11 protein-coding genes and 1 pseudogene are annotated in these 12481 nt (G+C 34.9%); all 12 read right to left on the bottom strand.

The features are described from left to right. Nucleotides 1–82: 82 nt before the first annotated feature. The 12 genes and pseudogenes from BTM29_RS05095 to BTM29_RS05040 all read right to left on the bottom strand — a co-directional run bounded on the left by BTM29_RS05095 (nt 83) and on the right by BTM29_RS05040 (nt 12449). Nucleotides 83–1138: an acyltransferase gene (locus BTM29_RS05095; protein ID WP_076614474.1), complete on the bottom strand. Its 1056-nt coding sequence runs from the start codon at nt 1136–1138 to the stop codon at nt 83–85. An 85-nt stretch (nt 1139–1223) separates the two neighbouring features. Next, nucleotides 1224–1385, bottom strand: a complete 162-nt coding sequence (locus BTM29_RS12880; protein ID WP_192844206.1) for a hypothetical protein — start codon at nt 1383–1385, stop codon at nt 1224–1226. A gap of 243 nt (nt 1386–1628) precedes the next feature. After that, nucleotides 1629–2873: an AAA family ATPase gene (locus BTM29_RS05085; protein ID WP_076614472.1), complete on the bottom strand. Its 1245-nt coding sequence runs from the start codon at nt 2871–2873 to the stop codon at nt 1629–1631. Nucleotides 2874–3559: 686 nt separating this feature from the next. Next, a pseudogene (locus tag BTM29_RS12940) lies at nt 3560–4507 on the bottom strand (LCP family protein); the annotation flags it as partial. 458 nt (nt 4508–4965) lie between these two features. Beyond that, a complete protein-coding gene (locus BTM29_RS05075; protein ID WP_076614470.1) occupies nt 4966–6153 on the bottom strand; it encodes an LCP family protein in 1188 nt (395 codons plus the stop codon). A gap of 34 nt (nt 6154–6187) precedes the next feature. Continuing rightward, complete coding sequence (locus BTM29_RS05070; protein WP_076614469.1) at nt 6188–7354, bottom strand: nucleotide sugar dehydrogenase; 1167 nt, start codon at nt 7352–7354, stop codon at nt 6188–6190. Nucleotides 7355–7381: 27 nt separating this feature from the next. After that, complete coding sequence (rfbD, locus tag BTM29_RS05065) at nt 7382–8221, bottom strand: dTDP-4-dehydrorhamnose reductase (RefSeq protein ID WP_076614468.1); 840 nt, start codon at nt 8219–8221, stop codon at nt 7382–7384. A 25-nt stretch (nt 8222–8246) separates the two neighbouring features. After that, nucleotides 8247–9260 (bottom strand): dTDP-glucose 4,6-dehydratase, encoded by a 1014-nt coding sequence (gene rfbB, locus BTM29_RS05060; protein ID WP_076614467.1) that lies wholly within the window; start codon nt 9258–9260, stop codon nt 8247–8249. Nucleotides 9261–9283: 23 nt separating this feature from the next. Further along, nucleotides 9284–9937, bottom strand: a complete 654-nt coding sequence (locus BTM29_RS05055) for an acyltransferase (protein WP_076614466.1) — start codon at nt 9935–9937, stop codon at nt 9284–9286. Nucleotides 9938–9980: 43 nt separating this feature from the next. Then, on the bottom strand, nt 9981–10562 hold the full coding sequence (rfbC, locus tag BTM29_RS05050; protein WP_076614465.1) for a dTDP-4-dehydrorhamnose 3,5-epimerase: 582 nt from the start codon (nt 10560–10562) through the stop codon (nt 9981–9983). 8 nt (nt 10563–10570) lie between these two features. Beyond that, nucleotides 10571–11440, bottom strand: coding sequence for a glucose-1-phosphate thymidylyltransferase RfbA (rfbA, locus tag BTM29_RS05045; protein ID WP_076614464.1), 870 nt, complete (start codon nt 11438–11440; stop codon nt 10571–10573). Between the two features lie 19 nt (nt 11441–11459). Beyond that, a complete protein-coding gene (locus tag BTM29_RS05040; protein ID WP_192844205.1) occupies nt 11460–12449 on the bottom strand; it encodes a nitroreductase family protein in 990 nt (329 codons plus the stop codon). Nucleotides 12450–12481 lie beyond the last annotated feature (32 nt).

The following is a 12481-nucleotide window of genomic DNA, read 5'->3' as shown; positions in this document are numbered from 1 at the left end:
ATTTTGTATTAATTATCTATAATATAGTATGGCAAATACGTGATAGACTGTCAATAAGTTAAGCAATAAGTTAAGCAATTACTTACTCTCGAATTCCAAACAACAAACGAGTTCCACTAGCCAATTTATTCGCTAACCAATTCATCAACTTAGCGAGGAATAATTGCCTAACCAAGTCAACTATAGTGCATAAAACGTAAATTACGGCTGAAATAATAACTCCCATCCCAATCGAACTCAATAATGTCTTGTATTGAGCATTATTAACAAATGTCCACAATGCAACTCGTATAACAACGTTGTCGTGGATCAAATAAACTCCCAAAGTTGCCGAAGAAACCGTGTTAATAAAGCGATTACTACCAAGTTTCCATTCCTTAGCCAATAAGAACAATGACACTGACATCAAGACAATTGGTATTTTGTTTTGGAAAATGAAGAAGATTGCATAGTCCATGAACAATTGATGTGTCGCACCGAGAATATTCAAATCGGCGACTAATAGAATCGTTACCGCCGCCGATCCGAATAGGATCCAACGCAGCACTGCTTTGCTGATATTGATACCAAAGTTTCGGATAAATCCTGCTAATAAATATAAGTAGAGAAACCATGCATAATCACTGTAACCGGCAAGCTTAAGGTTTGATACGGTCGGAATAATCACCCAAATGACCGTCAAAAATGATAATAATAATACATACGTCTTGCGTACCATGTTGTGAATCAGGATATTCATAAATGGTGATAAACACAACATGAATAAGAATGCATTGACGAACCAATATTCCAGAGGAATAGGGAAAAACAGATGAATTATGTTGACGTGACTGAGGTATGGACTGTTACGGTCTAAGAACCAGAATATCACTAAGACGACGTATGAATAAAATAGTGTCTCAAGTATTAATCGATAGATTCGTTCTAACTTAAAGGCCTTGTTTACCAAGAAATAAGCACTTATCAATACGAATATGTTCACACCAACTTTACCGAATGAAGTAACTAAGTTAAGTCCGACTTTTTGCCACGAAAAAGTTCCCTCGTAAAAGGTTCCATGAATACCATAATGATGTAGCACAATCAAAAACATACTGATAATCCTAAGCAATTCGAAGTTCGACTGTCGTTGTCTCATTTTTTCATCCTCCCACAAAACGATTATAAAACAAAAAGGCGATCCCTGATTTTTATTTTTGGGGTCGCCTTTATTTATAATTTAATTAATTCAAAACACTACCACTATCATCACGTAAATTGGACAAATCATCAATAACCTTCTGATACCTATCTTCAGGTATCCGCTTATCTCCTGCTTCATATCTTACGAAGATATCAAGAGGTATGTTCAAAACGTCGGAAGCTCTTTTTTGTGACAGGTTCAATTCATGTTCTAGCTTAATTATCTCAAGTGACAGATCAAATTACTTAGATGCCATTGCCTTCTTTAAGTATTCATTATCTGCAATTATGGAAGAGGTAGAAAATCCATTCATTCCCAAAACAAATCATCCTTTCAAGTCGCACATTCATATTAAGTTTCCATAATTAAGCTTAACATTTTGCTTTGTAAAGTTCATTTACATAAGGGTGAAAATGAAAAAAAAAATAAACCATTCTGGTTTAAATTAGTTTTTGAATATAGGTATAGCACCAAAATCCCCAGAAAGGTATCTCTTAGCATAATTAACATCCGAGCGTATCCTTTTACCATTATGAACATACGAATCTAATGGAACTAGACTAGTGCACTCACTTGAATCTTTATCTGTAAACCATATTTGGTCTCTTCTAAGTAACTTATTATTCAGTAGATTACTGTCATTGGCATTAAAAACTAATTGTCCATTTTTCTTATTATCCGGAAGCATGAACATCTTAACTAAATGTTCAGACATCAAGGGATGTAGTGTGGCACCCATCTCATCAATAAAAATAATCGTTCCTTCTGATAACGCCTTTATTACTGGACCAATCACCGCAAGGAAACTTTGGGTACCTTTAGATTCTAGGCTACTGATATCGCCACTATAGCTACCGGTTTCTTTTCCGTTAATGTCGTAAACTCTATGTGAGCTCTTAACTTTAAGTGCATTTTTGGCGACTTGATCTAGTATCTCTTGAGGTATTGTCTCAGCACCGGTGAAATTCTTAACGTTGAAATCCGCCTTTTCCAGTGATAAATCATCTATATACAGGTCGGCTCCATGTATTGCTTCAACTATCTTAGACTTATATTCATCCTGGTCAATCATGTTCTTAGTCTCCCAAGAAATATCCGAACTAGCACCATTTATAATGCTTATTTTGTCCTTAAAAAACGAAACAATGTCAGTGGCAACCTCCGTATTAGTAGCTGCCAGAATTGATAAATACAATACATTCGACTTGGTCATTCTTTCCTTCATCAAATGATCACTGATTTTATTCTCATCAGAATGAATCTTTTGATTCTCACGAGTAAATACAGTCTCTTCATTGACAGTAAGTGTCTCTGACAAGATTTCACTATGATTAAGCGTGAATCCATATTCGTAAATATCATTAGAATCATTACTGAAGACAATATCAAACTCAGATGGAGAATTCGGAGTTATCTCAGTACTAAAGACGAAACTTTCAATTGGAATATTTGATTCGAAACTGTTCGAGCCGAAGGAATTGAGAACAAAAAATATCATGAATGAAATTGCCTTAATAATATTGCTCTTACCACTGGAATTAGGTCCAAATATTCCTGCAACACTTAATACATCTTCAGAATCCTGTAATATATTGGTTTCACTGAGTTCTGTTAAGTCAGAAGCGACCATTGATAAAGTAACCTTATCCTTGATAGATCTGAAATTTGATACACTGAATTCTAATAACATAATGTATCTCCTGAATCCTGTGAGATTTTTTCTCATTGATGATTATATTCTAACAGCTGTACTGATTGTTGTATATAATTTGAAATCAAGTTATCTGAATATTGGAATCACTTCGAATAAAAAAAGCTGAAAACAAAAGTTTTCAACTTCACACAATCTTAATACTCACTACTATAATCCTGACTAGTACCACTATCATCAGAAGAACCAGTATCCGAACCATAACCAGAATCATAATCTGAGCCACTATCAGAACCTGAACCCGTCCCAGTACTGGTGTCAGAACTTGTACCATATCCAGATCCAGTACCATAACCTGAACTTGTCCCAGTACTTGAACCCGATCCGTAACTGGAACCAGAGCCATAACTAGACCCAGAGCTAGAGCCGGAACTAGTTCCATAACTACTGTTACTTCCAGTAGTAGAACTACCACTAACACCACTAGATCTATTAGAACTAGATGAACTAGATGAACTCGATGTACCAGTGGAACTTGTAGAGCCGACAGAACTAGTTATATCGGCTGAATTAGAATCAGTCGAGTCAGTTGAACTAGTGTCAGTCTCTTCGTCAGAAGCAACACTAGCTACATCTGACTTTGTACTCTTCTTTTTACTTTTCTTTTTCTTCTTATTTTTCTTACTACTGTCTTTACTCTTAATATCAGAACCATAAGCAATATTACCAGTCTTAATGTGTTTCAATCCCAATCCCTTACGGATAATGTTTGTCACACGTTGTAACTCATTCTTACTCATAACCTCCATACTTTGTTCCTTCACAGACTTACCAACACCTTGCAAGTGGTCTTGGGATACATTCTTGGTTGCCTTACGATACCCCTTGACCAGTGCCTTCAAGTTATCGAACGTCAAGTCAGTTTGAGATTGACTAGCCAGAGAATTGATGAACTTATGGTTCAATAACGCCGAAACAGAACCAGACTTGTGAATAATCGCCATCAATACATCACGTTGACGCTCCTGCCTACCATAATCACCCTGTGGATCATCATAGCGCATTCTTGAGTAACCAAGCGCCTTCTTACCGTTCATATGTGTCTTCTTACCCTTAGTATAAGTGAACCACGAGTATTTAAAAGTTATCGTAGGTGTAATATCGATTCCACCGATCTCCTCCACAACCTTCTCCATGCCACCCATGTTGATGAGCGCATAGAAGTCGATTGGAATGTTCAACATACTCTGAACCGTCTTGATACTAGTCTTTGCTTGACCGAATGCATAGGCAGCATTGATCTTGGCTGGTGAGTCATCTGGGAATCCTGGAATATTCACCGCAGTATCACGTGGGATACTAGTCATAGTCGTATTGTTGGTGGATGGATTGATGGTAACAACCATCATACTGTCAGTTCTCCCCTTGTAATCACGCCCCAAAGCACCAGTATCAGTGCCCATTAGAAGAATTGAAATCGGCTTCTTCTCACTTAGTTGCTTACTCACATCTCGCTTCTTATCAATACCAGATGACTTAAAAGAACTGTTAACAGAATTCTTCACACCACGATACGTAGACATACCATATGCAGCACCACCGAATACCAGTAATAATAAGAAAATTAGAAACGTGTTCCTCAATGGATGACTCTTCTTATTCCTATGTGGCATAGCTTCCCCCTATAATACATAATCATTCAATATATATAATTATATCGTTAATAGTTGGGATTCTCACTATTATTATGGTATTTAGTGGGGAAAATGTGTATTAAAAAAGACAAATCATAGAAATCGTGATTTGTCTTTAGTCTTTAACTTTAAAAGTCCCACCTAAGTGGGGCCCAAACCCCAGTGACGTACTTGCAGTACGCTTAATATTTCTATCACTTAAGGGTTTTACTCGGTGTAATGTAATTACCCGCATCCATATATTACCATGTATGTTATGGAAATTTATAATATTGAGTAAAAAAAATAGCCTGGAACCCTTAGGCACTCCAGACTTGATCCCACGATTATTACTTTATAGATATATTTACGAAAAGTCAATTAATAGATACGTAATATTTGGAACAAATAAAAAAGCTTCTTCACAAACATCGAAGAAGCCATAAAATCAAAATATATTAGTAATTACCACTATAACGTTCAGTAACGGTACTACTATCCGAATCACTTGTAGATCCAGTACCAGTTCCAGTACCTGTAGTAGAGGAACCTGTACCTGAACCATAACTACTTGTACCAGTACCTGTACTTGAAGTAGAACGACTAGTACTACCAGTACCATAAGATGAAGAACTTGTACCATAACCACTACCAGTGGATGTTGAACTTGAACTAGGTCTGTAAGCTATATTACCAGTCTTAGCATGCTTCAATCCCAATCCACCACGAATAATGTTTGTAATACGTTGTAACTCCTTCTTACTCATAACTTCCATACTTTGATCACTAACTGACTTACCTGTACCTTGCAAGTGATTTTGAGAAACATTCTTAGTTGCCTTACGGTAATTTGTAGCAATTTCTCTTAAATTATCAAAAGTAAGGTCAGTTTGAGTTTGACCAGCAATAGAGTCAATGAACTTCTGATTCAATAATGTAGAAATAGAACCAGACTTGTGGATGATTGCCATCAATACAGCACGTTGTCTAGTCTGTCTACCATAGTCACCATCTGGGTCGTCATAACGCATACGAGAGTAACCCAGAGCCTTCTTACCGTTCATATGTTCTTTCTTACCTTTAGTATATGTATTACCTTCATACGTAAAAGTCAAAGTTGGTGTAATATCAACACCGCCGATTTCATTCACAACTTTCTCCATACCACCCATGTTAATAAGTGCATAAAAATCAATTGGAATGTTCAATAACTTCTGAACAGTCTTGATACTTGTCTCTGCTTGGCCGAATGAGTATGCAGCATTGATCTTAGCTGGAGAATCATCCTTGTATCCAGGAATATTAACAGCTGTATCACGTGGAATACTCGTCATAGTAGTCTTGTTAGTCTCAGGATTGATTGTAACAACCATCATACTATCAGTACGTCCCTTGTAATCACGACCCAGAGCACCAGTGTCAGTTCCCATTAAAAGAATCGAAATAGGCTTCTTACTGCTTAATTGCTTACTTACATTGCGCTCTTTAGTAAGACCTGATGGTTTGAACGAACTATTAACTGAGTCCTTAACTGAACGGTACTTAGACATACCATAAGCTGCTCCACCGAATATTAATAGTAGTAGAAAGATTAATAGTGTATTTCTTAGTGCATGGCTTTTTCTATTTCCCTTTTTATGTTGCATTCACTTGTCCCCTTAATAAGATTAAATTTAATAATCAATCTCTATCATACAAATCACGAGTATATACTTTGTCAACTACATCCTTCAAATCATTGGACATTCTATTAGCTACAATAATATCACATTCAGATTTCAAATCATCCAAAGAGTGAGTAACCGGAGAATTAAAAAAAGTTGGCTCATTTAAAGTTGGCTCATAAACAAGAACACTAACACCCTTGGCTTTAATCCGTTTCATTATCCCCTGGATTGATGATTGCCTAAAATTATCTGAATTGGATTTCATAGTGAGACGATAAATTCCAACTACTTTAGGATCACGTTTCAATATTTGATTAGCAACAAAATCCTTTCTCGTTGCATTTGCATCAACGATTGCCCTAACAATGTTATTAGGAACATTTTCAAAATTAGCCAGCAACTGCTTAGTATCTTTAGGTAAACAATAACCTCCATAACCAAATGAAGGATTATTATAATGGTCGCCTATTCTTGGATCAAGTCCTACTCCATCGATAATTTGTTTAGAATTCAAGCCACGTACTTCAGCATATGTATCTAATTCATTAAAAAAGGCTACTCGCATTGCAAGATATGTATTTGAAAACAGTTTAATAGATTCTGCCTCTGAACTTGATACAAATAACGTTGGAATATCATTTTTAATTGCTGCCTCACTTAACAGTTCAGCAAAAATTTTAGCCCTATTAGATTGCTCTCCAACCACTATTCTTGAAGGATATAAATTATCATACAAGGCTTTTCCTTCCCGTAAGAATTCAGGTGCAAATATAATATTAGGATTATTGAATTTAATCCTAGCATTCTCAGTAAATCCAACGGGAATAGTTGATTTAATAATTATAGTTGCGTTTGGATTAATGTCAGTCGCCTTAGCTAAAATATCATCAACACTAGATGTATCAAAATGATTTTTATCTGAATCATAATTTGTAGGCGTAGATATAATTATGTAATTCACATTGCCAAGTGCTTCTTTATAGTCGATGGTAGCATGCAAATTCAAATTTTTTTCTTTCAAATATTTTGAAATGTAGTCATCAATTATAGGAGATTTTTTTTCATTAATCATTTTAACTTTCTCTGGAACAATATCTAATGCATGAACTTCATTATGCTGAGATAACAATACAGATAATGATAAACCTACATATCCTGTTCCTGCTATTGCAATTTTCAATATTTTCTACCCCTAATCATATATTTATTATAAATCACTTTTTAAATTTAAAAGTGCATCCTTCCAACCAATTATGTCATAGCCGGTGCTATCAATTTTCCTTAAATTCATCACTGAATGTTTAGGACGATAAGCTTTTTGAGGATACTGTTCAGAGGTAACTGGGCTAACATCAACATCTTTATCTTTTAATATCTCGGTAGCAAATTCATACCAGCTACAAGAACCTTCATTGGATAATTGATACAATCCATAATCCACATTATTTTGAACAGCATATAACATGAATTCAGCAAGTGTACGTGTCCAAGTTGGTCTACCAATTTGATCATCAACCACAGTTAAATGATCATGTGTCTTAGCAAGATTCAACATTGTATAGACGAAGTTCTTCCCATACTCCCCGAATACCCAAGATGTACGAATAATGTAATATTTACTCATTATTTCCTCGACTGCTTGTTCTCCAAGCAACTTAGTACGACCATATTCATTCTTCGGATTGGGAGTATCATCTTCTGTATACATCCCATCTTTAGTACCATCAAATACATAATCTGTACTTATATATATTAAAGTAGCACCAACTCTTTCAGCGGCTTCAACAATATTCCTAGTACCGATCGCATTGACATCATAATCAATAGTCTTTCCTGGTTCTTCCTCAGCTGAATCCACAGCAGTATAAGCTGCACAATGATAGACAACTTCAGGTCGGTTCTCATCAAAATACTTATCTACTGAATTCTTATCAGTAATATCTAGCTCTTTAGAGTCAGTACCAACATATTCGATATTCTTCTCATCTAGTAAATATCTTAATTCAGTCCCTAATTGACCATAAGCACCTGTTATCAGTATTTTCATCAGTTAACCTTCAATTCAAAATTTATTATTGTCCATTCTTTGCATACTTAGCTTCAACTGCAGACTTCTCAGCCTTCCACCAATCTTCATGATTAGTATACCAATCGATCGTATGTTGCAATCCAGTTTCAAAGTCAGTATATTCTGGCTTCCAACCTAATTCTTCACGCAACTTAGTTGAATCAATAGCATAACGCATATCATGACCTGGACGATCTTTAACTTGATCATAAGCATCTTCTTGTTGACCCATTAATTTTAGAATCAATTCAAGAACTGTCTTATTGTCCTTTTCACCATTGGCACCGATTAGATATGTCTCACCAATTTTACCTTCAGTCAGAATTGTCCAAACAGCACGTGAGTGATCATTTGTATGAATCCAATCACGTACATTCTTACCTGAGCCATAAAGCTTAGGACGAATCCCGCTTAAGATATTAGTGATTTGTCTAGGGATAAACTTCTCAATATGTTGATATGGTCCATAGTTATTAGAACAGTTAGAGATGGTAGCTTGTAGACCAAACGAACGAACCCAGGCTCTAACTAGTAAGTCAGAGCTTGCTTTTGACGATGAATAAGGACTACTTGGATTATAGTTAGAATCAGTAGTGAACTTAGCACCATTGCCGTTCTCATCACGCAATGGCAAGTCACCATACACTTCGTCTGTTGAAATATGATGATAACGCACATTATACTTACGACAAGCCTCAAGTAATGTATATGTACCAACAATATTAGTTTGGATAAAAGGTGAAGGATCAATTAATGAATTATCATTGTGACTTTCAGCAGCATAATGAACAACTGCGTCAGCGTTCTTAACCAACTTATCCACAATAATAGGGTCAGCAACATCACCAACAACTAGTTCAACTCTATCTTCAGGTAGACCTGCTAGATTGGCCCTATTACCAGCATATGTAAGTTTATCTAACACTGTTATATGAATATCTGGATGGTTATTAACCACGTAGTGGACAAAATTGGAGCCGATGAATCCTGCTCCACCTGTAACAATAATATTTTTCATTTTTTCATTCCTCTCACATTAAACTATCTTTTATCAAAGTGATTTTCTCGTTTATTGAAGAATACCGTATCACCGGGAACGTCTTTGGTAACCAATGTTGATGCTCCTATAATTGACCCAGATTCAATGGTCACTCCGTCCAAAATAGTGACATTGGCACCTATCCATACATTATCTTTTATCGTAATTCCCTGCTGATTAACTCCTTGGTCTTTAATATCTAATTTTTTGTTATTAAAATTATGATTTTCGGCTATTATTGTTACATTTGGGCCAATCATGACTTCATTACCAATAATTATCATTCCAGCACAACCAATGTATCCATTGGGACCAATTGAGCTATTTTTCCCAATACATAAACCCTGTCCTATATTCCCGACACCATAATAACTACTTGGTCTAATTTGTACGCCTCGACCAATTGTCACATTATCAGCAAAAAAAAGACCTTGTTTTGATAAACCTTGAATTTCTGAATAATCTTCAAATTTAACATTTTTTCCAACATTCATATATTGCTTATTAAAAAGATTTACTTGTTTACCGATAAAAGTCGTACCAAAATTTTTTCTAAAAAACATATTATAAATAAAACCTTTGGATACCTTACGTAAGGCGGACTGATAAATTTGATATTTAGAGAAAGATGTAATTTTCCCATTAATTTTTACCATTCAAACCCCTCCTGTCATAAAAATATACGATAATATTTTAATTTTATATTTCCCCGTAAACAAATGGGTTATTCTTCTCTAATTCTGTGAATGTTGGTTGTGCAGCATCTTTTTCAGAAGTAATGGCTTGATCGAAGTCTATTGGCCATTGAATACCAAGTTCTGGTGTCTTAAATGAGAATCCACCATCAGCTTCTGCATCATAGTAGTTATCACACTTATATAGGAAGTTAACATTTTCAGTCAAAGTTACAAATCCATGTGCAAACCCTTTAGGTACAAGCAATTGACGATGGTTACTCTCAGATATGATATAACCTTCCCATTCTTTATAAGTAGGTGAGCCCTTACGTACATCAACAATCAAGTCCAAAACTGCACCACTAACTACACGAATAAGCTTTGTTTGTGCTGCTTTTCCACGTTGAAAATGTAGACCACGTAGAACTCCAGCTTGAGTAGATAATGATTGATTATCTTGAATAAAATCAAAGTTAATACCCGCTTCTTTAAAATCACGGTCAGAATATGTTTCTTCAAAGAATCCCCTGTGATCTCCAAATACTGCTGGCTCAATAATCTTTACGTCTTGTAATTTTGTAGTAGTAATTTTTAATTTTCCCATTTCAAATACTAATCTCCCTCAACTAATCTTAATAGGTATTTACCATAATCATTCTTCTTTAATGGTTGTGCAAGTTCAATAACTTTTTCTTTATCAATATAGTGCATTCTATAGGCAATTTCTTCTAGACATGCGACTTTTAAATTCTGTCGCTTTTGGACGGTAGCTATGAAACTACTTGCCTCATGTAATGAATCATGTGTCCCAGTATCTAACCAAGCAAAACCACGACCCATAAGTTCTACGTCTAATTCTTGACGTTTTAAATACTCTTTATTTATATCAGTTATTTCTAATTCTCCACGTGCAGACGGCTTGATATTCTTAGCAATATCGACAACTTGATTATCATAGAAGTACAATCCAGTGACAGCGTAGTTACTTGCTGGATTTTTTGGCTTCTCAACTATTGATTTTGCATGCATATTCTCATCAAAGTCCACTACACCAAAGCGCTCTGGATCATTAACATGATATCCAAAAACAGTGGCTCCCTTTTGCTTTTGGCTAGCATGTTGAAGCATCTTAGATAGTCCACCACCATAATAGATGTTGTCACCTAAAATAAGGCATACTGAATCATCACCAATAAAATCTTCTCCTATGATAAACGCTTCAGCTAGTCCATTAGGCTCTTTTTGAACAGCATATGAAATGTTCAATCCCAAGTCATTACCATTACCAAATAAGTCTTCAAATCTCGGTGTATCCACTGGTGTAGAAATAATTAGTATATCCTGGATTCCTGCCAACATTAGTACTGACATTGGATAATAAATCATTGGCTTATCGTATATTGGCACTAGTTGTTTAGAAAGTGCCTTGGTTATTGGATACAATCTGGTTCCTGATCCACCTGCTAATATAATCCCTTTCATACAGACTTACCCTTCCTAATTAGTTATTAAACTCAATGATATTGCTCGTGTTGCGTCGACAACTTTTACCCACTTTACTTATGGTTTTCAAATATCCAATTGGGATTATATTAATAAATACCTCGGAATCGTTCATTCCCATCAATGCTCTAATTTTACTATCCTTTTTTACATCAAATGATGTATTTAGTGGACATGCACCTATAAGTTCGTCTTCTAATGCATAAAGCAAACTCATGGTAAACATTCCCCCCTCAATATAAAACATATTTCTGTCATCCGGGCTCATATAAGCTTCCGTATCAACAGTGGTTACTAATAGTACTGGGGGCAACTCATATCCTCTGAAGCCTCCTTGTAAATTTAATATTTTTAACATTAAATCTTTATTACTAATCACATGAACCTTAGATGATTGTCGATTACAAGCTGAAGGAGATTTTTGTGCAATATTAATTGCATTAATTAAATCTGAATTCGATATTTCTGAATCATCAAATTCACGCACAGAATATCTAGACATGGCCAATTCACCAAAATTACGATTAGCGCTTTTATCAGATAAGTTAATATACTGTGATCCAGAAATATTATCTTTATTATTAAAAACCTCATTAAGAAGTTGATTATTAAAAATTTCCTTAATTAATTTAGGCTCATATCCATTTTTTCTATGTACTTGTACATATGATTGCAAAACAGATATAGAACTATTATATGCAATTTGATTTTTAGACAATCCTAAATCATTCCACTGAATTAAATCTTTATTTAAATTAATTAATGCATTTTTACCAAAATTCATCCTTAACTTCTCATGTGAAAGTCCTTTTTCTATAATATGTGTGTCTATCATTAATGAGTACTCTAATTTCTTATAATCATTATCTTTTAAGGCGCTTTTAAATCTTGATTGATCATAACTATAAATTCTTTTTATTTTTATATAGCTCTTTATACTTTTTAAGTAATCATATAAAGAACTAGGAATTATTTTTTTTAGTTGCAATTTATTGTTTGAATTGCTCAAATTTGTATTCA

This window comes from Companilactobacillus allii, assembly GCF_001971585.1.
GTDB classification, from domain to species: Bacteria; Bacillota; Bacilli; order Lactobacillales; family Lactobacillaceae; genus Companilactobacillus; species Companilactobacillus allii.
This window is presented reverse-complemented; position numbering and strand designations above follow the sequence as displayed.

Excerpts from the sequence above, each read along its gene's own strand:
- BTM29_RS05075 (WP_076614470.1), bottom strand. The coding sequence starts at position 6,153 with ATGCAACATAAAAAGGGAAATAGAAAAAGCCATGCACTAAGAAATACA.
- rfbB (WP_076614467.1), bottom strand. The coding sequence starts at position 9,260 with ATGAAAAATATTATTGTTACAGGTGGAGCAGGATTCATCGGCTCCAAT.
- rfbC (WP_076614465.1), bottom strand. The coding sequence starts at position 10,562 with ATGGGAAAATTAAAAATTACTACTACAAAATTACAAGACGTAAAGATT.
- BTM29_RS05095 (WP_076614474.1), bottom strand. The coding sequence starts at position 1,138 with ATGAGACAACGACAGTCGAACTTCGAATTGCTTAGGATTATCAGTATG.
- rfbA (WP_076614464.1), bottom strand. The coding sequence starts at position 11,440 with ATGAAAGGGATTATATTAGCAGGTGGATCAGGAACCAGATTGTATCCA.
- rfbD (WP_076614468.1), bottom strand. The coding sequence starts at position 8,221 with ATGAAAATACTGATAACAGGTGCTTATGGTCAATTAGGGACTGAATTA.
- BTM29_RS05055 (WP_076614466.1), bottom strand. The coding sequence starts at position 9,937 with ATGGTAAAAATTAATGGGAAAATTACATCTTTCTCTAAATATCAAATT.
- BTM29_RS05085 (WP_076614472.1), bottom strand. The coding sequence starts at position 2,873 with ATGTTATTAGAATTCAGTGTATCAAATTTCAGATCTATCAAGGATAAG.